General features: G+C 28.5%; 25 protein-coding genes. 2 read left to right on the top strand and 23 right to left on the bottom strand.

What is annotated here, in order from left to right:
* Window positions 1–89 precede the first annotated feature (89 nt).
* Together CSPA_RS07210 and CSPA_RS07205 are read left to right on the top strand one after the other, a co-directional pair.
* Complete coding sequence (locus CSPA_RS07210) at window positions 90–1,151, top strand: response regulator (RefSeq protein ID WP_015391566.1); 1,062 nt, start codon at window positions 90–92, stop codon at window positions 1,149–1,151.
* Between the two features lie 2 nt (window positions 1,152–1,153).
* Entirely contained in the window at window positions 1,154–2,224 is a 1,071-nt protein-coding gene (locus CSPA_RS07205; protein WP_015391565.1) for a response regulator, read from the top strand.
* A 151-nt stretch (window positions 2,225–2,375) separates the two neighbouring features.
* Here the strand turns inward: CSPA_RS07205 and CSPA_RS07200 are convergent, their stop codons facing one another.
* The 23 genes from CSPA_RS07200 to lon all read right to left on the bottom strand — a co-directional run bounded on the left by CSPA_RS07200 (window position 2,376) and on the right by lon (window position 25,468).
* Complete coding sequence (locus tag CSPA_RS07200) at window positions 2,376–2,891, bottom strand: hypothetical protein (protein WP_015391564.1); 516 nt, start codon at window positions 2,889–2,891, stop codon at window positions 2,376–2,378.
* 19 nt (window positions 2,892–2,910) lie between these two features.
* Window positions 2,911–4,410, bottom strand: coding sequence for a cobyric acid synthase (locus tag CSPA_RS07195; RefSeq protein WP_015391563.1), 1,500 nt, complete (start codon window positions 4,408–4,410; stop codon window positions 2,911–2,913).
* A gap of 94 nt (window positions 4,411–4,504) precedes the next feature.
* Complete coding sequence (locus tag CSPA_RS07190; protein WP_015391562.1) at window positions 4,505–5,161, bottom strand: Dph6-related ATP pyrophosphatase; 657 nt, start codon at window positions 5,159–5,161, stop codon at window positions 4,505–4,507.
* 52 nt (window positions 5,162–5,213) lie between these two features.
* Window positions 5,214–6,287 carry a threonine-phosphate decarboxylase CobD gene (gene cobD / locus CSPA_RS07185; RefSeq protein WP_015391561.1) on the bottom strand — a complete coding sequence of 358 codons (1,074 nt, stop codon included), beginning with the start codon at window positions 6,285–6,287 and terminating at the stop codon, window positions 5,214–5,216.
* Window positions 6,288–6,468: 181 nt separating this feature from the next.
* A complete protein-coding gene (cbiB, locus tag CSPA_RS07180) occupies window positions 6,469–7,422 on the bottom strand; it encodes an adenosylcobinamide-phosphate synthase CbiB (protein WP_015391560.1) in 954 nt (317 codons plus the stop codon).
* Window positions 7,419–8,024 carry a histidine phosphatase family protein gene (locus tag CSPA_RS07175; protein WP_015391559.1) on the bottom strand — a complete coding sequence of 202 codons (606 nt, stop codon included), beginning with the start codon at window positions 8,022–8,024 and terminating at the stop codon, window positions 7,419–7,421. The genes cbiB and CSPA_RS07175 overlap by 4 nt, the downstream gene beginning before the upstream one ends.
* 61 nt (window positions 8,025–8,085) lie before the next feature.
* Window positions 8,086–8,460: a bifunctional adenosylcobinamide kinase/adenosylcobinamide-phosphate guanylyltransferase gene (locus CSPA_RS07170; protein ID WP_015391558.1), complete on the bottom strand. Its 375-nt coding sequence runs from the start codon at window positions 8,458–8,460 to the stop codon at window positions 8,086–8,088.
* 23 nt (window positions 8,461–8,483) lie between these two features.
* Window positions 8,484–9,239: an adenosylcobinamide-GDP ribazoletransferase gene (gene cobS, locus CSPA_RS07165; RefSeq protein ID WP_015391557.1), complete on the bottom strand. Its 756-nt coding sequence runs from the start codon at window positions 9,237–9,239 to the stop codon at window positions 8,484–8,486.
* 80 nt (window positions 9,240–9,319) lie between these two features.
* Window positions 9,320–9,844 (bottom strand): bifunctional adenosylcobinamide kinase/adenosylcobinamide-phosphate guanylyltransferase, encoded by a 525-nt coding sequence (locus CSPA_RS07160; protein ID WP_015391556.1) that lies wholly within the window; start codon window positions 9,842–9,844, stop codon window positions 9,320–9,322.
* A 19-nt stretch (window positions 9,845–9,863) separates the two neighbouring features.
* A complete protein-coding gene (locus tag CSPA_RS07155; RefSeq protein WP_015391555.1) occupies window positions 9,864–10,394 on the bottom strand; it encodes a cob(I)yrinic acid a,c-diamide adenosyltransferase in 531 nt (176 codons plus the stop codon).
* A gap of 25 nt (window positions 10,395–10,419) precedes the next feature.
* A complete protein-coding gene (gene cobT / locus CSPA_RS07150) occupies window positions 10,420–11,514 on the bottom strand; it encodes a nicotinate-nucleotide--dimethylbenzimidazole phosphoribosyltransferase (protein ID WP_015391554.1) in 1,095 nt (364 codons plus the stop codon).
* A 588-nt stretch (window positions 11,515–12,102) separates the two neighbouring features.
* Window positions 12,103–13,059: a glucosaminidase domain-containing protein gene (locus tag CSPA_RS07145; protein ID WP_015391553.1), complete on the bottom strand. Its 957-nt coding sequence runs from the start codon at window positions 13,057–13,059 to the stop codon at window positions 12,103–12,105.
* A 115-nt stretch (window positions 13,060–13,174) separates the two neighbouring features.
* The gene (locus tag CSPA_RS07140) at window positions 13,175–13,885 is read right to left on the bottom strand and encodes a histidine phosphatase family protein (protein ID WP_015391552.1); all 711 of its coding nucleotides are present in this window, start codon (window positions 13,883–13,885) and stop codon (window positions 13,175–13,177) included.
* Window positions 13,886–14,100: 215 nt separating this feature from the next.
* Window positions 14,101–14,667: a class I SAM-dependent methyltransferase gene (locus CSPA_RS07135; protein ID WP_015391551.1), complete on the bottom strand. Its 567-nt coding sequence runs from the start codon at window positions 14,665–14,667 to the stop codon at window positions 14,101–14,103.
* A 218-nt stretch (window positions 14,668–14,885) separates the two neighbouring features.
* Entirely contained in the window at window positions 14,886–16,043 is a 1,158-nt protein-coding gene (locus tag CSPA_RS07130) for an aldo/keto reductase (RefSeq protein ID WP_015391550.1), read from the bottom strand.
* 372 nt (window positions 16,044–16,415) lie between these two features.
* A complete protein-coding gene (locus tag CSPA_RS07125; protein ID WP_015391549.1) occupies window positions 16,416–16,757 on the bottom strand; it encodes a Lin0368 family putative glycerol transporter subunit in 342 nt (113 codons plus the stop codon).
* Window positions 16,739–17,173, bottom strand: a complete 435-nt coding sequence (locus CSPA_RS07120) for a Lin0368 family putative glycerol transporter subunit (protein ID WP_015391548.1) — start codon at window positions 17,171–17,173, stop codon at window positions 16,739–16,741. The genes CSPA_RS07125 and CSPA_RS07120 overlap by 19 nt, the downstream gene beginning before the upstream one ends.
* Before the next feature lie 262 nt (window positions 17,174–17,435).
* Window positions 17,436–18,869: a 6-phospho-beta-glucosidase gene (locus CSPA_RS07115; RefSeq protein WP_015391547.1), complete on the bottom strand. Its 1,434-nt coding sequence runs from the start codon at window positions 18,867–18,869 to the stop codon at window positions 17,436–17,438.
* A gap of 219 nt (window positions 18,870–19,088) precedes the next feature.
* Window positions 19,089–20,579, bottom strand: coding sequence for a BglG family transcription antiterminator (locus CSPA_RS07110; RefSeq protein ID WP_015391546.1), 1,491 nt, complete (start codon window positions 20,577–20,579; stop codon window positions 19,089–19,091).
* A 129-nt stretch (window positions 20,580–20,708) separates the two neighbouring features.
* Window positions 20,709–21,422: a GNAT family N-acetyltransferase gene (locus CSPA_RS07105; protein ID WP_015391545.1), complete on the bottom strand. Its 714-nt coding sequence runs from the start codon at window positions 21,420–21,422 to the stop codon at window positions 20,709–20,711.
* Window positions 21,423–21,447: 25 nt separating this feature from the next.
* Entirely contained in the window at window positions 21,448–21,966 is a 519-nt protein-coding gene (locus tag CSPA_RS07100; protein WP_015391544.1) for a GNAT family N-acetyltransferase, read from the bottom strand.
* A gap of 47 nt (window positions 21,967–22,013) precedes the next feature.
* Window positions 22,014–22,871, bottom strand: a complete 858-nt coding sequence (locus CSPA_RS07095; RefSeq protein ID WP_015391543.1) for a putative RNA methyltransferase — start codon at window positions 22,869–22,871, stop codon at window positions 22,014–22,016.
* 215 nt (window positions 22,872–23,086) lie between these two features.
* Entirely contained in the window at window positions 23,087–25,468 is a 2,382-nt protein-coding gene (gene lon, locus CSPA_RS07090) for an endopeptidase La (protein WP_015391542.1), read from the bottom strand.
* Window positions 25,469–25,520 lie beyond the last annotated feature (52 nt).

The raw sequence follows: 25,520 nt of genomic DNA, 5'->3' as shown, positions 1-25,520 counted from the left end.
ATGTTATTTATATCGGGGCTAAATGAGAACACTTTATTTAGTATATAGATTCCAAATATATTTTTTAAAAATTAGTTAGGGGGAATCATATGGAACATATCTTGATCGTGGATGATAGCGTGACTAATTTAAAATTTTCACAACAGGTTTTAAAACCATATTATAAAGTCACTCTGTTGACTTCTGCTATACAAACGATGAAATTCTTACTAAAAAATACTCCAGATTTAATATTACTTGACATAAATATGCCTGGTATAAATGGATATGAAGTAATGAGTACTATTAAATCAATGGATAGATTAAATAAAGTACCAGTTATATTTTTGACTTCATCAACAGATATTGAAAGTGAATTAAAATGCCTTAAACTTGGTGCTGTAGATTTTATAAGTAAACCTTTCGTACCTGAATTAATGCTAACTAGAATTAATACTCATTTGGAACTTGCACGGTACAGAAAGGAACTTGAATATCTTGTACTTAAAAAAACACAAACTATAGAAAACTTGCAAGACAGTATCGTTGTTGGACTTGCAGAGCTAGTTGAATGCAGAAATGGTGAAACAGGTGGACATATTAAGCGAACAGCGAAATATATAGAAATCTTAGTATTAGCAATGGTTGATGCAGGATTATATCCAGATATTTTTACAGAAGATTATATTCGCAACATTATTCGTTCAGCCCCTCTTCATGATATAGGAAAAATAGGCATTTCTGATAACATACTTCTAAAAACAGAAGATTATAATAAAAATGAGCGTGATTACATGAAACAACATACTATCTTAGGAGGGGCTGCACTCCAAAAGGTAATAGATGCTTCAAATGAAGAAAATTTTCTATTCATAGCTAAAGATATGGCTCTTTGTCATCATGAAAGATGGGATGGTACTGGATATCCATATGGCCTTTCAGAATATAATATTCCTTTATGTGCACGTATTATGGCTATTGTTGATGTCTATGATGCGCTTACCTCAAGACGTGTATATAAGAAACCATTCAACCATGAAAATGCTGTTGAAATAATATCACAAGGGACTGGAACCCATTTTGAACCAGCTATTGTCGATGTATTTTTATCAGTAAGTGATTCCTTTCTTTATATTTCACAATCATATATTGAAGATTTAGGAGGTAAATAGATATGGTCACATCAAAAAATATTATTGTAAAACCTTTTATTGCTCCTAAAGCTAAAGTATTGATTGTTGATGATAGTAATGTAACCTTAACAATTGAGAGAGACATAATGAGTAGTTTTGCTATGGATATATCAACTGCACATAGTGGCGAGGAATGCTTAGAATTACTAAAAAACAATTCATATGACATTATTTTTATGGACATTGTAATGCCAATTCTAAATGGAATTCAAGCAACTTCTAAGATCCGTGAAAAGAAAGAAGAACATTTGAAAAACATTACAATAATCGCTTTAACTGCAAGCATTTCTTCTAATTCACTCGCTCTCTATGTTGAGAACGGTTTTAATGATTATTTAGAAAAGCCAATAAAAATTTTTGAATTAAATAAAATTCTTCGCAGTTATCTTCCAAAAGAATATATTGAAGAAATAACCTTTACAGAAAAACCAGCAAAGATAACAAATGAAATAAAAATAAAGAATGTTAATACAAGAAAAGCAATTGAAAATTGCTGTGGCAATATGGATAATTATCTTTCACTTCTTTCAGTTGCTTATTATGATGGTAAAAATAAAATAAATATAATTAAAGATTTTGCGAATAATAAAGATATTGAAAATTATACTATAGAGGTACATGCTCTAAAAACTGTTGCTGCTTTAATTGGAGATGAAAGCCTCTGCCAGTTAGCTAAACTTCATGAAATCGCTGGAACAAATAAAGATTTAAAATTCATTACAGAGAATGTTGATCTTTTACTTAATAAATACACTACCCTTTTATCTAATATTGAATTTGTAATTACAAAAGAAACTACAGTTCCCCAACCTAAAATTAAGGAATTTAATTTTCAAGATTTAATAACTATAGTTACTAATATAGCTAACACAATCGATAATTTCGACTTAGATTCTAGCAACAAATATTTAAATGAATTATTGGAATATGATTTAACTGAAAGCCAATTTATAATTCTAAATAAAATCAAGAATCTATTGAATGTTTTTGATTATGACACAGCTTATGAATTAATTACTAATTTTAAACATACTTTATATAAAGATATATAAAAATTAGATTTACATAAAATAAAAAACTTATATAATATTATATACAAAAGCAGTGATCAATTTGATGCCGGATGATTATTATAATATCCATAAGCTCAAATTTCACTGCTTTTATATAAACTTTATTTAAACCTAAATACAATACTTACATTTATAAATTCACAAATCGACTAAATTGCTTGTCCAATTCCTCTAAATCCGATTGTAAAAACTTATGAAAAGTCTCTTTCTCTAATCTATAGGCAAATAGATTAGAATTTAAAAAATTCAAATACTTCTCTGTTAAAGGAAAAATTTCTTCTTCTGGAACCTTATATACTTCCCTTAACACATCAAAAAAAGATCCTCCACTAAAAGTTTTCACCCTTTTTTGTGCTGTATAAAGTACACTTGAAACTTTATCACCGCCAAAAACTTCTACTTGCTCCTGTATTGATCCATATCCTTTTTTTAGCATATCAATATATTCATCTACAATAGCTTCTTTAGAATTTCCTATATTTTTTCTAGAGATTATATTCTTTAAAACTTCATAGGCCTTTTCTTCAGATATCCAAAAAGCTTGTTCTAATACATCTGTGGTTTTATAAAATTTTTTTCCTTTAATGTTTTCTCTTGCACGATCTTCTATGTATTTTAATAACCTTTCTTCTGTAACTGTCAACATATTCTCTTCACCTCTAAACCTAAATTTCAATAATCTCTTTTAATTTTTCTAGATTTATATTTTCTTCAAGCAATTTAGCTAATTTATCATATTGATTATCTTTATATTCATTAATTTTTTCAATAACCATTTCTTCAGATGTTATTATATTGTTGTATTTTTTGAGAGACTTTACAAATAAACTCATGAATTCTTCAGAATCAAACAACCCGTGAAGATAAGTTCCTGCAACCATTTTTTCTTCGTCACATACTCCAACCACATTACCCTCTAAATCTTTTATAAATGGAATTGCTTTCTTACCTATTTTACTTATTCCATTATGAATTTCATATCCACTTATGGTGCTTGCCTCAATATTTCTTATTAATTTAAGATCACATAGTATTTCACCCTTAGTTTGTTTTGTGATCTTAGTTTCGTTAAACCTTGTTTTAATATCCAGAAATCCAAAACCATCTTCCTGAGAAATCTCTCCTTCAACTCCTAACTTATCAAGAATACACGTTCCTAACATTTGATATCCACCACATATTCCAAAGATTGGAGTTCCATTTGCTTTTAATTCTTTGATTTTATTAAATAATTTATTTTCTTTAATATTTTGCAAATCTTCTATGGTACTTTTAGTTCCAGGTATTATTATTAAGTTTGGATTTTTTAACTCAGATGGTTTAGTAACATATCTTACTGTAACTCCTGGCATTCTTTCTAATATATTAAAATCAGTAAAATTTGACATATGTGAAAGTCTTATAATAGCAATATCCAAAGTCCCTTCTTCTTCACTATTCTTGATTCTTTCAGTCACACTATCTTCATCTTCAATGTCAAACTTTTCATAAGGCATAACTCCAAGTACAGGAATTTTAATAATTTCCTCCAATTGCTTAATTGCAGGCTTAAATAATTCTACATTTCCTCTAAACTTGTTTATTATAACACCTTTGATTCTACTTCTCTCTGCTTCTGATAATAATTGAATAGTTCCAACGATTGAAGCAAAAACTCCCCCCCTATCAATATCTGATACTAAAATCACGGGTGCATTTGCCACTTCAGCCATTGCCATATTAGCAATATCACTATCTTTTAAATTTATTTCTGCACAACTTCCAGAGCCTTCTAAAACAATTATATCATAATCCTCTTTAAGTTTTTCATATGCTTCTTTTACTTTTTTCTTTAAATTTTTGTTAAGTTCCTTATATTTATAAGGTTCAATATTACGAAAAACCTTTCCATTTAAAATTACCTGCGTACAATTCCCACTTGGTTTTAATAAGACTGGATTCATTAAAGCATCTGGTTCTATTTTACAAGCTTCCGCTTGAACCACCTGTGCTCTTCCCATTTCTAATCCATTTTTAGTTACATATGAATTCAATGAAATATTTAACGCCTTAAAAGGAGCTACACTAAAACCCTGATTTTTCAAATACCTGCATATAGCTGCTGCTATGGTACTTTTTCCAACTGAGGATGCTGTACCTAAAAACATTATATTTTTTTTATCCATTGATTTTACTCCTCTCAAATATGAGTTCCAATACTTAGGTATACTAAAACTAATCTTTCTGCTCTTATTTTAAATACTGTTTAGTTTTATGTATTTATATCCCATCTATAACTAGATAACCAAAATTATCATCTATATCTTTTTTAATTTGGTTAAAAGCAACCCTATTTTTAAATATTGGTCCATCAAATACTAGGGTGTGATATTCACCATTTTCTCCACTTGGATCGCAACCTAACTTCTTAATTTCTTGAACAACATCTTTAGTTAGTTCTTTTCCTAAAAACTCTTCTCCTAAAGCTTTTAAATTAACCTTTTTTATTATTGCTTTAAAACCACAATCTAAAAATTCATTAGTCAAGCTTTCTCTATCCTCCTGCCATATTGGAAATACTCCTTCAACTCCTGCTGAATCACATCTATCTAAGCACCATTTTTTATGAGCCTCTATATCAATATCACCAAAGACACATATTTTTGCACCATTTTTCTTAGCCCCAATTAATGCTTTTTCAAATTCCTTTTCATATTCCTTTCCTTCTCCACATTCAACTTCAATAAGAGGGATTTCTAATTCTTTTGAAACCATTTGTAAAACATTTTTTGGTATCCTATGAAAACACGACTCATTTTGATTATCAAAGGTTACTAATAATCCGATTATTTCATATTCCTTCTTCATCATCCTATACATGGATAAGGTACAATCTTTACCGCCACTAAATGAAATCATAACTTTTTCTTTACTCATTTTATACTTACCTCATTTACTTATTACTATATATTTTATATTACCTCTAACTTTATAATTCTTCAAATATACGTCTAATCTCCTCGATTAAAATAACATTTTCTTCATGAGTTCTTACAGCTATCCTATAATAATTCTTATTCAACCTTTCATAGTTACTACAGCTTCTGATTAATATATTTCTTTTTAGTAGTTCCTCCTTTAAATTAATATTTTTGCAAGTTTTTATTAAAATAAAATTGACACTTGGTTCATATAATTTCAATTCACTATTCTTTTTTAATTCATTATATAAATATTCTTTTTCCTTAATCACATATTTAATAGATTCTGTTATATATTTTTTATCTTTAATACCAATTTTCGCTGCTATCTCAGCTAAAGTATTTATATTCCACGCAGGAGTAATTTTTTCTATTTCTCTTTTTAGTTTTGAATTTCCACTTATTCCATATCCAATTCTTAATCCTGGAAGTGCAAAGAACTTAGTCAATGATTTTATTATAATTAAATTATTATATTCATTTACATAAGAAATCATAGATACATCTTCCTCAATAAAATCCAAAAATGATTCATCTATTATAGTTATAACATCATTTTCTTTTGCTTTCATTAAAATTCTAATCAATAATTCTTTAGGCGTAATAACTCCTGTTGGATTATTAGGATTACATATGAATAGAACATCTAATTCTCTATTTATATATTCTAAAATATCATCTTGTATCTTAAATTTATTTTCTTCTTTTAAGTTGTAATAAATCACATTTCCGCTTACAGCTCTTGTTGCCTCTTCATATTCTGAAAATGTTGGTGCTAGTATTAATGCATTTTGAGGATTGAGACCTCTGACTATATTAAATAATACTTCTGCTGCACCATTACCTAATATTATACTTTCTTTATCTATATTTTCAAACTCACTAATTGCAGATTTAAGTTCAAAATAAGTTATATCTGGATATTTTTCAACTTCCTTTAATCCATCAATTATTGCTTCTTTAACACTAGCTGGCATTCCTAAAGGATTTATATTAGCTGAAAAATCAATAATTTTATTATACTCTAACTTATTTTTTCTACTTAACTCCTTTGCATCTCCACCATGCCCAAAGTTCGCCATAAAAGCCCTCCATATTTTCTAACATTTTTTTATTTAAATAATTTTAATTCTAGAAAACCCAATAGGCTTTTCACCTAAAACTCGTACCTTCAGCTCTTACTTCCTACATATTTATATTCTCTGATTAATATTTACAGCTCAAATTAAGAAATTCTAAAAGAAGTCATCATTAATTGATAATTTAAACATAAGTACTATAAGAAATAATGCCCTTTATTAATATAGCAAGGACAAATCCTATAAAAGAGGATAAATAAAGTACTCTAGCAGTTTTATCAACATCTCTAATTTCTATTTCCTTAATTTTATCTCCTATAGTTGGTTTTTCAACAAGCTTACCAAAATAAAAATTAGCCCCTCCAAGTTCTACTCCCAGAGCTCCTGCCATAGCTGCTTCTGGATGAGCACTATTAGGACTTGTATGATTGTGCCTATCCCTCTTATAAATTTTAAAACTATTTTTGTAATCATAACCTAAAATTCCAGCTGCAATTATTATTAAAACTCCTGTTACCCTTGCAGGAATATAATTAAAGATATCATCTAATTTTGCTGGAAAATAACCAAATTCCATATATTTATCATTTTTATAGCCAAACATTGAATCCATGGTATTTACAGCTTTATATGCAAAAGCTAAAGGTGCTCCAAAAATTCCTGCATAAAACAATGGAGCTATAATTCCATCTGCCATATTTTCAGCTATAGTCTCTACAACTGCCTTTATTATGCCTTCTCTACTTAAGCTTCCAGTATCCCTTCCAACAATAAAAGACAATTGTTTTCTCGCACCATCTATATCATCTTTCATTAAAAACTTAATCACTTTATAACCTTCAACTACTAGGCCTTTTGATGCTATACAAAAATATATTAATATTCCTTCAATAATAACGCCAAAATAAACATTAATTCTTTTACATATACTCACAATTTCAAAGGTAATTGCAAACACTATTAATATCGTGAATATCCAAGTTAAAAAACCTGCAGTTTTTAAACTTTTCTTTAAGATTTTCCTAAATAATGCTTCAAATTTTTTTGCTATATATCCTATTCCTCTAACTGGATGAAATGGATTATTAGGATCTCCAATTATTATATCTAAAAGAAATCCTATTGTTAATTCAATCATACTAACCTCACTTTACTAATCTTGAACTTATTTTTTTCTAGTACATCTATTATAAGTTCGTAGCCTTCACCATTTTTAGGTTGCCATTCATAAAATTTTTTACTATCATCATACAACATTTCCAACAACATTCCTATACTTCCACCATGAAGCACTCCAAAAGCAGTATTAATATTTTCTTCATATAGCAAATTAATGAGTTCTATGAAACCTTCTTTAATTCTATTTCTAAATTCTAATTTATTTTCACCATTTGGACATTTTATCTTTCCTTCAATATCTTCTATCCAAGCTGTATATTCCTTTAATGCCTTTAAATCCTCATAAGATTTCAACTCAAAATCTCCAAAATCATATTCAAATAATTTATCAAAAACATTATATTTATTTCTTGAACATAGAATTTCCATAGTTTGATTTGCTCTTTTAGCTCCACTTGTAAAATAGAAATCACATTTATGAAATTTGTATTTTTCTGAAATATTCTTTAATTCTTTTATTCCATTTTCACTTAATTCAACATCACTTTTCCCACAATATAGCTGCTTTTCATTACAATAAGTTTTTCCATGCCTAATTAAATATACTTTAATTTCTCTCATGGTTTACATTTAGTAATAAATTTATAATTTAATTTCATCACTAAACTTCACCTCCAAATATTTATTTCAATTTTTCTTCAAGCCCAAAAAATATTCTGTATACTGAAGAAGAATTCTTAGCTATAAATTGAATTCCTCTCCCTGTTTCTTCTCTCCAAATCCTATCAAGCTGCTCAATAGGGACAATTCCAGAATTTATTTCATCACAAACGATTATCTTATCTTTCATCAAATCTATATTATTCTCTAATATCTCAAGTGAGTTAATGTTCTGTTCAATACAAGCTCTAATAAATATATGTAATCCACATATAACTTTCTTATCATATTCGATTTTTTCATCTTTGCAAAAAAATATTTCTTCCTGTCCTATTTTAAATTTTTCCTTTATAAATTCTAGTTTTCCGTTATAAGCTCCCCCAAAAACTAATATCATCAATTTTTCCTCCAACTTCACATTTACATCATCCCTAATACTAATATACCTACAACTTCACCTACTACCAATGCAAATCCGGCGACATCTCCTGAAATGCCTCCAAATTCTTTCCTACATTTTTCTACTGCTAAGGCAACTGAAATAACCACTGCTAATATCAAAATTACTCCATAAACCTTTAGTAGGTCAAAAGCTATTACAAGCATTATCAATAATGATATTACCATTATTATTCTATCCTTAATATTAGTTCCTTTCTTAAAATAAGTTCCAAGTGTACTTTCTTTTATCGTTGTTCTACTCAAAAGAAAATATGCTACAATACTTCTACTTATTATTGGAATCAAAATCAACAAATAAAATTTAATATTTTTTTCTACAACAGAATACATTCCTCCAAACTGAAGAAAAAATAAAATTAACAAAGATATTACTGAAAATGCTCCCGTTCTCGAATCTTTTAATATTCTAAGCTTTTCTTCTCTATCCCTTCTTGAAAGAATAGCATCGCATACATCCATAAAACCATCTAAATGGAGCATACCTGTCACAATAAATGGAACTATCATGACTATCACGCTTTTTAAAATAATAGAACAATAAAAAAAGCTTAATAAATAATAAACTACACTCCAAATGCCACCTACAATTAATCCAATAATAGGATACAACTTCATCATATTTTTAACACCTTCATCATCCCATTCGATATAAGGCGTTGGAAGTATCGTAAACATACTAAGTGCCATTATAAAGCTCTTATAAAGTTTTTTCATAAAAATATCTCCTAAAAAATATACAAATTTCATATTAGTTTAAATAAAAATCAAATTTAAATGCAGTCTAAATTTGATAATCAATTTTCCTTATGATATTTAATGTTACCAAAACTGCACTCAATTACCTTATCACATAATTTAGCAAGCTCTTTGTTAATTTTCCCAAGTTCTCTTTTATAATTTTCTGTTATCTCATCATACTTAATAGCATCATTAAAAATATAATCTGATACAATTATTACATTTTTAGCTTTCAAAATAATTTGTTTCAGTCCATTTAAAATAGTTTCACTTGGGTTAAATATTATTTTATTATTTATAAACATTTCATTAGTTAAAAGTGAAGTTATACTATCAATTAACACAGTATCACTAACATCTATTTTATCAATTATTTCATGTAATTTATTATGCTTTTCTATTGTAATAAATCTTAACCCTTCTCTATTTTTAATATGTATTGCTATTCTCCTTTTATCTTCTTCATCATATGGTTTCATTGTAGCAATATATATCACCTTATCGTTATTTAAAGCTAAAGCGAGTTTTTCCCCAACTTCAGATTTTCCGCTTTTTGAGCCACCAATTATTAAATAATTCATCTCATTTTCTATCCTTAATTTATTTTTCTATACCAATTCTTGATGTTATACCTTTTTCATAAGGATGCTTTATAGCTTTTATTTCTGAAACATAATCTGCCAGTTCAATTAATTTTTCATTTGGATTTCTTCCTGTCAAAACAACTTCTAAACCTTTAGGCTTATTTTTTAGAAACTCTACAACTTCCTCCAGATCTATTAAATTTAAATTAGTTGATGCTATTATCTCATCCATAATTAATAAATCAAAGTTTTCATCTATTGCTTTTTGTGTTACTTTTCTAAATCTTTCTTCATGCTCAAGCTTTGTTTGATTTTGTTCTTCTGGAGTCATGAATTTGAAAAATTTTCTTACTGGTACTCCCTTTAATACTTGAAAATTTTCTCCCAATTTCTCAATAGAAATTAACTCTCCTGTATCATTATCCTTTAAAAACTGAGTTAACAATACTTTTTTATTTCTGCCTAAAGCCCTAATTCCAAGCCCCATTGAAGCTGTAGTCTTTCCTTTCCCATCTCCGCAATAAATGTGAATAAGTCCTAACTCCATTTTTCTTCTCCTTCCTATACCTTTTCTATTTATTCTGCATTTTTTTAAGTTCATCTAAATAACTATCATTAATTTCAGCTTCCTCAAAGGTAGCCATATTATTCATTGCTGCACAAGCTGAATCTATGATTGAAAAGGCCAATGGACATCCACTACCTTCTCCTAATCCCATATCCAAATTTAAAATTGGACTTAAGTCAAGTTCTTTAATAGCTGCATTATATCCCACTTCTTTTGAACAATGAGAAGTAAACATATAATCTCTTGTATTGTTATTTAACCTAAAAGCAATTAACGCTGCAACAGCTGATATAAAACCATCTATAACTACTGGAATTTTATAATAAGCAGCTCCTAAAAAAACTCCTGCCATAGCAGCTATATCAAATCCACCCACCTTTGAAACAACCTCTATTGGATCTGACTTATCTGGTTTATTTATTTCTATAGCTTTTTCTACTACCTTTATTTTTTTTCTGAAAGCTTCATCAGTAATTCCAGCTCCTCTTCCAACTACATCCTCTACACTTATAGCTGTTAATGCTGATAAAACAGCACTACTTGTTGAAGTATTTCCAATCCCCATTTCACCAACGCCAATAATCTCATAACCTTCATTTCGTGCTTTATTAACTGCCTCAATTCCAATTAAAATTGCCTGAGCTGCTTCTTCATAACTCATAGCTGGCCCTTTAGCAATGTTGTTTGTTGATTTTCTTATTTTTCTATTAATTACATTTGGATAATCAAAATCATAATTTATTCCAACATCAACTACCATAAGTTCTGTGTTATTAGCTTTTGCTAGAACGGCAACTCCTGTAAGCCCCTTAGTAAAATTAATTGTTTGAGAAAGAGTAACTGATTGTGGTGCTGAAGCAACTCCTTCTTCAACAACTCCATTATCTGAACACATTATTATTACTAGCTTCTTATTAATATTATTTTTTATTTTCCCTGTAATCCCAGAAAGCTTTATAGCCATTTCCTCTAGCTTTCCTAAACTTTTTAAAGGTTTTACAAGGGAAGTCATTCTTTTCTCTGCTTGCAAGATAGCATCCTTATCTGCCCCTTCTATAACCTTAATAATATTATTTAATTTTTTTATATTTTCATTCATTTTATATCCCCAATCATTAATTCAATTAAATGCTATGAATATTTTTGAAATCTTTTATTTTTCTATTATACCAAAATGTTTATATCCTCCAAACCTCTAATTTTAATATATATTCCATTTATCAAGGTTCACTCCTCAATTATCAATATATATTAAATTCTTTTTATAGATATCCAAATTAATAATCAAACTTATTAATGGAATATAGATGCATCATTGAGAAATTATAATCGTAACACTACGCTAGAAATTAGATACATTTTTCTGGAAGCAGGCATGTGAAATTGAGCTGATGATGGTTCTTAATGGGGGCTTGTTTCATTTACAGCATGTCCAGATTTTATATCTGGAACACGCTGAACTGACCACAAGCCGCCATTTAGAACCTTCCAGCGAAAATTTCACTAGTCCTGTGGAAGATAAATGTATCTTATTTCGGTAATTGTTGCATAAGTCTAATTCTCGCTCTGGGTATCTTTAATCTCCAAAAAGTATGTATACAAAAGTGAATGTCCAATTTTATATTCAGAAACATCAACTTTTTCCTTGGATCTTTTCTCATTAATTTTATTATAATTGAATTTTTAATTATTGATTATTCTTAAAGTAATTCATCTCACATTCGTAGTCTAAAAGCTGCAAATTCTGTTCTTGTATAATTTCTGTTAAAAGTTCTGCATAAATTTCTTCACCTTTATCATTTTCCACAGTACTATATCCAGCTTTCTCTATAGCTTTTGCCTGTTCTAAATACTGAGTCGCTGCAAATACACCACTCTTATTATATCTTTTATTATTTTTAAGAAATTCTCCATAATCCTTTATAGATTCTTCATTACTACCATAAACTCTAAATTCATCTTTAATTTTTTTATTATAATATTCTGAGGTATTCATCTTAATTTTATTACCCTTCCAACTAGAGTCTGCTTTAATTCCATATAAATTATGTGCTTTAACACTTAAGTCTGATTTTCCCCAGCCACTTTCTAATATTGCTTGTGAAATAGTTAAAGAAGGTAACACTCCATATTTATCATATATATCAGCTGCTTGAGGATATATCCCTTTTATAAATTCCTGTTTTGAATTATCATTTAAATTATCTTTTTGAGTTCCAGTATATTTTAAGTTATCTATGTAATGATAAACTTTTTCCTTTTGACTTTTACTAAAGGATAATTTTTTTAATACATCGTCTAATTCTACTAACTTATATTTGCTATTCTTAAGCTTAATGCTTGTACTATTTTCTTCTAAAAACATATTTGCTAATTCAATTAAACTTTCATCTGTAACATTAGAAAAATTATTTTTATATCTTACTCCATCAATGGCAGCCATGTACTGCCAATTTACTTGCAACTTACCAATACTAGCTTTATCAGCTGCCTGTATATATAATTTTGTATTTAGCTGTTCTAAATTAATATCCTTATATTTTTCTGCATAACCAAAGTAAATTTCTACTCCAATTAATAAAGAAAAACACAGAAGCATTATTGTAATTATCGTTCTTCTAATATTCTTTTTCCTTTTTCTCATGTAAACAATAACTCCTTTTTATGTCATTAAAATAAATATTAAATTTTTAAGCATATACCTGCACTAAAACTTATAATTATTTTGTGCAGATATATGCTTAATTCTAGTTTTGTATTTACAATTGTGCTTTTAAAGCCTTACCTTTTTCACTATAACTATTGTCATTTACAGATTCAACTTTAAACTTTCCATTTTCATATGTAATCTTAGATATACTTGAATTGTCCATATTTCTCACATTAAAACTTTTGTCCAAAGAATCAATAATTAATCTAAGCATTCCACCATGGCATACTACTAGAACATTTCCGCCTTCATCAGTCACATTCTCCTTGCATACCTCTTCTAAAGTTTTCATTATTCTTTTTGAAGCAGTAGCATAATCCTCTGCTTGCTTTGTTTCATCCAAAGCTGCACAGGCATCACAATATGCCTTTTGAAAATCATATTTTTCTAGAGCTTCTTTGAACGAACTTACATTAAGGAAATTAAGTATATGCTTGAACTTCACGCTTTCAAGCTCTCCTTCGTATTTTCCAAAGCCTACTTCTCTTAAGCCTTCCAATTCTTTCAATTCTAGATTTTCACTTGATTGATTTTCTTTTATAACAATTTTAGCTGTTTTTATAGCTCTTCCTAAGTCACTGCTATACACTGCTTTAAATTTCACATCTCTAAGTCCAAAACCTGCATTTACTGCGACCTCAATTCCTTCACTAGTAAGAACTCCATCACACCATCCTTGCGTTCTTTCCGCTTTATTCAAGATAGTTTGTCCATGTCTCATTAAATATAAAGTGACTTTCCCACTGCTTTTATTACTCATTTTTTCCTCCATAAATATGTATAAAATTTATAATATATTACTTTAACTTACAGCTTCATAAAACTATTATATAACAAAAGTAGATAAAACTCATAATGTTCTTTTCTAAAAACTTTATTATCCTTCTAATAAAAAAATAAAAGCTTATAAAAACACCCACCATGCATTTTTATAAGCTTTTATTCTATTTTTACTAAATCTATCTTATGTAAATCTTACTGATTATAATTTATGCAATTGAGCACATATGCTGGAGGTACATTTCTAAATTCCCTTTTTAAATCAATGTATTTAAAATATTTTTTAATGAATTTAATTTTAAATCTACTATACTGAAAGGTTACAAATTTTCCGTCTCTTTTAAGAATAATCTTTGTTTGCTTTAATATGTTTTCAGAAATTTCCTTAGGTAAACTTGCAAAAGGAAGCCCAGAAACTACATAATCCACATTCGTAATTCCATACTTTTCTAAATAATTACCAACATTTTCAGCTGAATCATTTACTATAATTAAGTTTTCTTCATTTTTAAACTTATCTTTTAATAGATTATAAAAATCGTAATTATACTCAAAAAGCATAACTGTAGTATTTCTTTGTCTATTTTCAAGTAATTTTTCTGTAAAAATCCCTGTCCCTGGCCCATATTCTACAATGCACCTTGCTTGTTCAAAGTTAATATCTTCAATCATCTTATCAGCTAAATAATTTGAACTTGGTAATATTGCCCCAGTTGCCCTTGGTTTCTTAATATACTGTAAAACAAACGATAGCTCCTTCATTTCCCATCATCCCCAATTTTTTATAATTATTTATAACATTATTAACTTATATTATAATTCTGTTGAGTATTTATTTCAACAATAATCATTATATATTTTATTAAGGACATCTCATAATAATTTAAAATTATTTTGAGATATCCCTATAATGTTACTTTTATAGCTCCATATTATCAAATCTCTTTAAATTTAAAAGCATATAATACTTAATTTAAATCTTATGCAAATAAAGCTTTAACATTTTTCAATTCTTCTCTAATTTTAATAGCCTGTGGACAATGACTTTCACATTTACCACATTCTACACATTTATCAGCTCTTTCTGACTCATCAATCCCATTATATCTATTTTTAAGTTCTTTTTTTGTTGCTGGAGTAACAAATACATTATACTCATTATAACAAGAAAAATTCTTTGGAATATTAACTCCTGCTGGACATGGCATACAATACTCACAAGCTGTACAATTAACTTTTATTCTTTCTTCAAATGCCTTTTTCACACTCTCCATGATTTCAAGTTCATTTTCATTTAAAGAATTTGGTAGTGCTTCATTTGCAACTCTTAAATTTTCAGTAACATTATCCATTATATTCATTCCACTTAATACTACTGACACTTCTGGATGATTCCATACCCATCTTAAAGCCCATTCAGCTGGTGATCTTTTAATTTCAGACTTATCAAAAGTATTTAATATTTCTTCTGGAAGATCTCTAACAATCTTACCACCTCTAAGTGGTTCCATAATAACGACACCTAATCCTCTGCTCGCTGCATATTCCAGACCTTCTGTTCCTGCTTGAAAATCTTCATCTAAATAATTATATTGAATTTGACAAAATGACCAATCATAATAATCTACAATTTCCTTAAATACATCTAATTTATCATGAAAAGAAAATCCTGCATATCTTATTCTTCCATCTTTAATAGCAGAATCTAGAAACTCATTTATTCCTAATTTCTTTAAATTTTCCCATGAGCCTTTATTTAATGCATGTACTAAATAAAAATCAATTTTATCTGTTTGTAAGCGTTCTAATTGCTCATTTAAATACTTATCCATATCCTCTCTAGTTTTTATTAACCAGCTAGGAAGTTTTGTAGCTAAATTAACTTTTTCCCTATATCCATCTTTTAAAGCTCTACCTACAAATGGTTCACTTTCTCCTCCACTTCCCATTCCAGTCCCATGATAAGGATAAGCGGTATCAACATAATTCACCCCTTCATCAATTGCATGGCGAAGCATTTTTGTAGCCTTTTCTTCGTCAATTTTAGTTGTGTCTCCATTAATTATTGGCATTCTCATACAACCAAACCCCAATACCGAAACCTTTTCATTTGTCCTTCCAAGTTCTCTATACAACAAAACAATCACTCCTTAATAACTATTAAATATTACATTAAGTAATACTTCAAGTATATTTTACTCCTTTGAGTCCACTCAAGGTCAATAGTTTTTTATTGCCTTGTGCCTAAAATGAAAAGTTAATTTCTTGTTTGCAATATTAAATTCGTGATTAATGGCTTTAGTCTTGCACTACTTTTTTGATAAAATTTACCTTAAATGAAATTTGAAGTATCATTTTATTAATATAAGTAGACTTTAATCCTACATAACTCTAGAGTTTAGTTTTGCACGAACTCTAGAGTTTACCTTTGCAAGACTTATAAAATTAAAAGAGCAACATATTGCTCTTTTTGAATCCATTAAGCTTATTATGTTAGAAGTATCCCACATCTAAAACATAAGTACAAGTACTATTCCTCCACATATACCGCCAACTATAGCTGAACCAATATTAGGAAGTGACTTTTTAATTTTCCCTCCTGCTACAACAGATGCTGTGAAAACTCCAATAGCAGCTGCCCAAGCCATATCTATCCAAGTACTTCCACTTTGTTGTATTAAATGCTTTTCAATACCATGATTCATTACCCATATTGTTCCTACTATAATTATAGCTGATAAAAATCCGCCAATAGCTCCAAATTTATTTACAAGCCTTCCCCAAAATAGCCTAATAAATATAGGAAATATAAATGCTCCAATTATTGTTGTAATTATAGCTTGTCCTGGCATAATTCTCCTCCACATCTATTATCAATTATTTCTGAGTTTACGTCTCTAATCTTCTTCTTTAATTTTTTTGCTTCAATATTTTTTTCTATAACTACAGATACATATCCTCCTAAAATTGCACCAATTGCTATACATATGAAAGTTGGTATTGAACTTATTACAGAATTTATTCCATATAATAAATAGCCCTTTACTACTAAAGAAAGACCTATAGCTAAAGCCATATCAATAAAAGCTGAATCTTCATCATGTTTGATTAATCCTAAATAATGCGCTATGTACCAAGACGATCCTGTAAGAAATAATGCTGCAAGATATCCTCCAAAAGGGCCAAGTTTACCTGTAAAAATTCCCCAAAATCCATTTATTATAATTGAAGCTAAAAAATATCCAAGTGCACTTTTTAAAAATTTCATTAATTTCACCTCAAATTAGACATACAAAATACTAACTCAATATATCTCTATTTTGTAATCTTCTTATATTTTCCGAAAAGTATACATATTGCAATTTTCAATACCCCACAGGGCACCCTTTCAAGGCATCAATGATCAATGAACGTTGATTTCCTTTGGAAATTCTTAAGTTTTAAATGATTCTTATTGCAACATATATGTTAAAGAATAACCTCAAAATAAAAGTTTAATAACGTTATTTTGAGATTATCACTTTAATCAATTATAATTCTTCTCCATTAGAAGCAATTACTTTTTTATACCAATCAAAAGATTTCTTTTTAGACCTAGCTAGAGTTCCATTTCCTTCATTATCTTTATCAACAAATATGAATCCATAACGTTTTTTCATTTCACCTGTAGTAAAGGAAACACAATCTATACATCCCCATGGAGTATATCCCATTAAATCAACTCCATCTAATTCTATAGCTTTCTCCATTTCCTTAATATGCGATTTTAAATAATCTATCCTATAATCATCATTACATGATCCATCAGCTTCTTTAATATCAATAGCTCCAAATCCATTTTCTACTATGAACAATGGAAGTTCATATCTTTCATATAACAGATTTAAAGAATATCTTAATCCAACAGGATCAATTTGCCATCCCCAATCTGAAGCTTTTACAAATGGGTTTTTAACACTGGAACTTGAGCCTCCAGTTACTGAATCCTTATCCTCTGCATTAACACCTGATTTAACTGCATCTGACATATAATAACTAAAACCTAAATAATCTACAATCCCTTCAGATAAAATTCCAGCATCTTCAGCTTCCATCTTTATGTTATAGCCTTTTCTATTCCATTCTTTTATTGCATAAGAAGGATAATGTCCTCTGCAATGCACGTCAGCAAAGAAATAACGATCATGCATTGCTTCAACTTGAAGCATCATGTCATCAGGATTGCAAGAGAAAGGATATATAGGAACAAAAGAGCACATACATCCAATTTTAAAGTTTGGATTTATTTCATGTCCTTTTTTAACAACTAATGCACTAGCAACCAATTCATGATGAACAGCTTGGTACATTACTTCTTCTCTTTTTTCCCCTTCCTTAAAATCAATTCCTGAACAAGTCCATGCAAAAATTGGATTCAAAGTATTCTTTTGATTATTAATTTCATTAAAAGTCATCCAATACTTAACTTTGTTTTTATAACGTTTCATTACTGTAGTAGCATATCTTACAAAGAAGTCAATAACTTTACGATTACGCCACCCACCATATTCTTTAGCTATATAATATGGTATTTCAAAGTGACTTAAGGTAATAACAGGTTCAATTCCATACTTTAATAATTCATCAAACATATCATCATAAAATTTTAAACCTTCTTCATTAGGCTCTAATTCATCACCTTTTGGAAAAATACGTGTCCAAGCAATACTTGTTCTAAAGCATTTGAAGCCCATTTCTGCAAATAAAGCGATATCTTCCTTATAATGACTATAAAAATCGATAGCTTCGTGGTTCGGATAATTCATTCCTTCAAGTATTCCATCAGTAATTATTCTTGGCACTCCATGTGCCCCAGCTGTCATAACATCTGCAATACTAGGACCTTTTCCACCTTTATTCCATCCACCTTCAACTTGATGCGCTGCAACAGCACCACCCCATAGAAAATCTTTACTAAAAGCCATAAACTTTCCTCCTAAAATCTCATAATATATAATTTACACACTCATTAAAATTCAATTTAACTAAATTTGAAATTTACCATTAGATTTATAAAAATATTGTAATCTAAATTACCATTAAATATATTTAGATATACAATACATTTCCTAATCCTATTTTACAGATTCCGACTATTCTAAACAATCTAGATAAATTCACCTATTAGAGTGCAAAAAAGTATTTTATTTTTTATCCGTAACTTTCAAATTTTCCAAATGCTCATACAAATTGATAAAATCTTTTTGTTCCATTGTTGGACTTATTATGGCAAATGGAATATTAGTTCTGCCAGCAAGTGTAGCAGTTGTTATTATAAAATCAACTTCCTCTAAATTTTCAACTAATCCAAAAGTAAATTCTTGATATGTATAAAACCCATAAAATGAAATCTTTTCATTAAGATATGTAAAAATCTTATTCTTTATAAAATTAATTATACTTTGATCAAAATCGCAAACAATAATAGTTTTCAATTTCTTACTCCACATTTCTTTTGTTGAAACTAAATGCATAGTTATATATGCTAATTCAATTAATGTAACCTCTAAGCCTAATTCCTTTTTAACCACATTCCTCATCTCACAAGCAATTTTATATTCAAATGGATACGTTTTTATTATATTTTCGTCAATGCTATTTACTATACAATGCTTAAATCTCAATCTATTTATCATTGATGCTGTATATAATAATAAAGTATCTTTTATTTTGGGATGATTTTCTATGTTCACATCAAATTTTGCATATACATTTTTTATAAATTCTCTTGTTATATTTATAGCTTCTTTAGTATTTATATTTTTCAAATCTGTTCCATCTATAAATTGTCTTGACTTAAAATATTGCTGTAAATTTAACCATTCAATTTCAGGCAATTCTATTTTAAGTTGTGTTAGTATAGCTTCTCCTATTGCAGTAATCACTGGCAAAAATTCTTCCTCAATTTCAGTACTTTTTAACCTAAATCCAAGTTTACATCTTTCAAGTGCTATAAATATTTGATTACATAAAAATTGTGAGCTATGACCTGATAATACATATCCATATTTCTTTGTTTCAGAATTTATTATTGGAAATAATTTATCAGTTAATATCACAATATTCTGATGGTTAAATAGATAATAACAATTTTTCATTACTGAACTGGCATTTGATTTTTTTGCTATAACCCAACCAATAACATTGCGCTTATACCATTCACTACACTCAAGCTTTATCCCTTTATTCAGTGAATACTTTATATTTAAGTTTAAATTTTCTTTTAACCATTTTTTTATGGCACTAATGTCATTATTAATAGTTGAAGTTGATATATAAAGCTTATCTGATAATTCTTCTATAGATATATAATCTTTCATTGTTAACTTTAGAATGATATACATCTGTCTTTCCCTAGGTGTATTAGGCAATTGTGCTATATATTCCTGATCCCAAACTGACTTTATAATATCGTTTTCTTTCAAACGCTTTTTACATATTTCCGTAAGGTAATAACCTTTTTTCATAATCGAATCAATTTCTACATTATATCCCTCTAATAATTTGTTTATTTCTTTAATATCAAGTCTTATGGTGCGTATGCTCACATTACATAGTTTAGCCAATTCGTTCCCTGTAATACATCCATCTGTATTTAAAATTGAATTTAAAATTTCTCTATATCTTCTTAGCACCTTTAACTCACACTCTTTTCAATACTATCTTCTGAATTACATTAATTATACTTTATTTTAGTTTATTCATAAATACATTAAATAATAAACACCAATGTTTATATAAAATTAAACATTGGTGCTTATTATTTATCTTATTAGCCAATATACTCTATCTTTTGATAATTCAAATCCAAGCTTTTTTTGCAATTTTGTTGAAGCTAAATTACCTTCTACAACTTGTCCATAAGCATATCTCTTATTTGCTAAAGAATCATTAGTTGCTGCAATCTGCAATGCCATTCCAATTCCATTACCTCTATACTTAAGAAAAACTTCTAACATTCCTATTGAACCTTCTGAATGATTTCCAATAAAACCACATAAATCGTTATTAATAAACGCTCCAAGCATAACATTAGCTTTTAGTCTTTCCTCAATATAATTGCTATCTACAACCTCTGCCTTAGTATAATTGCTAATTATAGTATCTTTATAATCAGTATTTAAATGCTTAATTTTAATATCAAAATTTTCAACTGGTATTAAGGTCTTTTTTGTGTATACTGTATTGTGACAAATCATCCGAGCTGAATAGTCATGTTTTTTTAACAACGAATCATAAGAAAATTTATCATGAGCAGCAATAATTTCTGCGCTATCCGGAATTTTAGAAATTAAATTTTCAGAAGTATGATTATTAAAAGCTGAAATCATGAAAACTTGTGAAGGAATATCTACTAAAAGCACGCCTTCTTCTGAAGCATATAAAATTTCGGCACTACCTCTTCTTATGCATTCCAACATATCTACATGTAACAGATAATTTTCAGACAGCATCCCAATTGCAATATCCTTTAACATATTAATTAATTCCTTTTCATTAAATTTAATCTATTTTCTTCAATAAATATGATGGATGATTAAGCCCTGTTGGTGCATAATATTCATCGTGCACGTATTCAAAACCAAGTTTTTTTATAAGTTGTGAAGACGCTAAATTATATGGATTATGCCCTACAAATATCTCTTCAAAGGATAAGGTTTCAAATGCAAATTTTATCATTCTTAAACAAGCTTCTTTTGCGTAACCTTTCCCCCAATATTCTGGTAATAAATGAATTCCTAATTCAGCTATATTTTTTTCTAAATCATAAGGTCTTAAACCACAACATCCAATAAATTTATTGCTTTCCTTCTCATATATAGGAAAATACTGAATTTTATGTTTTTCATATGTATTTTTTTCTTTTTCTAATCTCTTTTCTATCTGCTCTTCTGTCATATTTCCTGTAACTGATATATATTTAGTTACTACTTTATTTCCCCATAATAGATAGGCACATTGCTCATTTTCATTATCCCACACAGAAAATCCAATTCTTTCTGACTCAATATAAAATTTCACTAATTCTCACTTCCTAAACATCTCTACTAATTTTTTCACAACATATATTATTTCTTTCTAAAAATTCCAATCCTCATATCCACAGTAATAGTTAACTTTTCATATGACTCTAATTTTTCTTTATTCTCTGGAGTTGACTTCCAATAATGTGGTGTCATTTTTAGCAGACTTAAGATTTCTTCTTTATTTAATTCCATATCAAAGGTTACATTGCTTTCTTTGATATATTCATTATCATCTTCGCTAGCTGTATAAACCTTATTATTCAAATGAACTTCAGAATATATAATATTTCTAAGCTGTATTAAGTGATCAGTTCTAGGCAGTACCCTAACAAAAACTCCATCATCCTTTAAAACTCTGTTGCATTCATCAATATCTATTGGACTAAATACAGATAATATACAATCTATAGATTTATCTTTTGCTGGAATATTAAAGTTATTTGCAACTGCCCATATGCAGTCTTTATTTGATTTTCCAGCATACTTTACAGCATCTTTAGAAACATCAAAGCCATAAAAAGCTGCCTCAATATTTTTTTCCTGCATATAATTTTTCAAATTCACTAAATAATATCCTTCACCGCATCCTAAATCAAGAATATTTATTTTCTCAGAATTATTTTTCCCAAACTCTTCAACAATTACTTCACTAATTTTATCAGATATCTTTTTATAGAAACCTCTATTTAAAAAATCTATTCTTGCAAGAACCATTTCTTTAGAATCTCCTGGATTCTTACTTCTTTTTTGATTACTAATAATTAAGTTTACATAGCCTTCCTTAGCTATATCGTAGGAATGATTATTATCACATCTATATACTTTACTTGAAGTATCTTTAATTAAGCTTTCCTTACAAACAGGGCAAAGCAATAATTTATCACTAAAACTATTATTCATTGTTTACAACTCTCTTTCATGATTTGCATCATTAATTATCTAAGCTTTTATCAATAAGCTATTAATAAAAAATATTCTAATACATTTTACCATAAATATTCTTATAAAGAATAACATCACAAGAAAAATAAAGTTTATTCCTAATACAAAAATCGTCTTAACATTAAAAAAGGAAGAATCTATTTTATTAGACTCTTCCTTTTTATCTTATTAAATTATCTTGAATTTAAAGTTCCCTCTGGTGATATATTAAAATTAACTACATGTTCAACTTTTGGTAAGGATATTCCTAAAGTTTCTCTAAGAACATCTTCTACTGTTTCAACTGCTACTATAGTTAATTCTTTTCTAACTTCTTCTGGAACATCTTTTAAATCAATTAAATTATCTTTTGGAATTAACACCTTTGTTATTCCAGCTCTTTGAGCTCCTAATAATTTTTCTTTAAGACCGCCTATTGGAAGAACAGCTCCTCTTAAAGTAATTTCACCTGTCATTGCAATCTTTGAATTTACTTTTATGCCTGTAACTAAAGATGCTAATGCAGTAAATAATGTGATTCCAGCTGATGGACCATCCTTAGGCACTGATCCTGATGGAACGTGAATGTGAAGATCCTTTTCTCTGAAGTTTACAGTATTCATTGGTAATCTTGATTTTAATAAACTTAAAGAAATTCTTGCTGATTCTTTCATAACATCTCCTAGTTGACCTGTTAAAATAACTTGTCCACTTCCTGGCATATCAGTTGCTTCTATGAAAAGAATTTCTCCGCCTACTGATGTCCAAGCTAATCCTGTTACAACACCTGGTGGATTATCATCTTGAGCTTTATCATGTCTTGAAACCTTTCTACCAAGTAAAGTTTCTAATTGATCTACAGTAACTTTAAATGGTAATTCTACCTTATTAGATACAATTTTTTCTGATGCTACCCTTGCAATAGTTGCTAATTGTTTCTTAAGACCTCTAACACCAGCCTCTAAAGTATATTCACTTATAGTCTTTTCTAAGGCTTCATCCTCTACAACTAATTGAGTTTCATTCAAACCATGTTCCTCAAGTATTGCTGGGATTAAGTGATTTTTACCAATGTGGAATTTCTCATTTATAGTATAACTTGATATTTGAATTACTTCCATTCTATCTAATAGAGGTCTTGGAATAGTTTCTAATGAGTTTGCTGTTGCTATGAAGAACACATCTGATAAATCATATGGTAAGTCTAAATAATGATCAGTAAAAGTATTATTTTGTTCTGGATCTAATACTTCTAATAATGCAGCAGCTGGATCTCCATTATAACCTGTCATTAATTTATCAACTTCATCTAAGATCATTACAGGATTATTTTCTCCTGCTTTTTTAATACTTTGAATTATTCTACCTGGCATTGCTCCCACATAAGTTCTTCTATGGCCTCTGATTTCAGCTTCATCACGAACACCACCTAAACTTAATCTAATATACTTTCTTCCAAGAGCTTCAGCTATACTCTTGCCTAAGCTTGTCTTACCTGTTCCAGGAGGTCCTACTAATAATAAAATAGAGCCTTTTTTATCTTTTTTAAGCTGCATAACTGCTAGATGTTGTATTATTCTATCCTTAACTTTTTCTAATCCATAATGTTGATCATCTAAAATACGTCTAGCTTCTTCTAAATTAACCATTGTAGCTTCTGATTTCTTCCAAGGTAACTTTATTAATAATTCTAAATAGTTGCGTATAACATTATACTCAGAACCATTTTGACCTTGACTTTCTAATTTTTCTAATTCATATAAAGCAGCTTCTTTTATTTCTTCAGGCATTCCAGCTTCTTCAATTTGCTTTAAGTAATCTTTTTCGCCTTTTGGGCTTCCATTTTTACCTTCGTTTAATTCATCTTGAATTGCTTTTAATTGTTGTCTTAATACTGTTTCTCTATAATTTTTATTTGCCTTCTCAGTGAATTTTTCTGCCATTTCAAATTGTAATTTTAAAGCTTCTTTTTGCTTTAATAGATAGTCCATAAACTTTAGACCTCTATCTTTTATAGATTGAGTTTCCATTAAGTCATATTTCTCATCATTTGAAAGTGGCATAAACTGAACAAGATAACCGATTAATTTATTCAAATCTTTTTGATTTTCTATTTTTCTTACTATAGGTTCTGCTCCATCAAAATTTTTACTGATATCATAAGTAACATTTTTCATGTATTCTAACATTTCTTCTTTACTTTTCTCAGTAAGATCTATAATGTCTGATGCTGTTTCAAATTCAGCATTTACAAAATCTTCTCCAACTTCAATTGATTTAACTTCTACTCTATCTAATACTTTAATAGCAAATTCATATCCCTTTTGACTTTTTTCAATTCCATCTATTTGAATTAATACTCCAACTCTATGAAAATCTTCTTCTTTTAATTGGACTTGATTAAAATTTTGTTTCAATGGTAAAACAATAATAGGTTGATTTTCACTATTTAATCTTTCATATTGCTCATCACTAATTCTACTGAATTTTAATTTGTGAGTCATATTTGCTAATAAAACCATATTTGATATAGGTATAACTACAGCTTTTGTATTTTTTCTATCTAAATTCATCATATTAATCATCCTTTCTCTAAACAGTGTTTAAATGAATGCTCATTTAATTATT

It is taken from the genome of Clostridium saccharoperbutylacetonicum N1-4(HMT) (assembly GCF_000340885.1).
Lineage (GTDB): Bacteria > Bacillota > Clostridia > Clostridiales > Clostridiaceae > Clostridium > Clostridium saccharoperbutylacetonicum.
The sequence above is the reverse complement of the archived record's forward strand: the minus strand, read 5'-3'. Positions and strand labels throughout refer to the sequence as shown.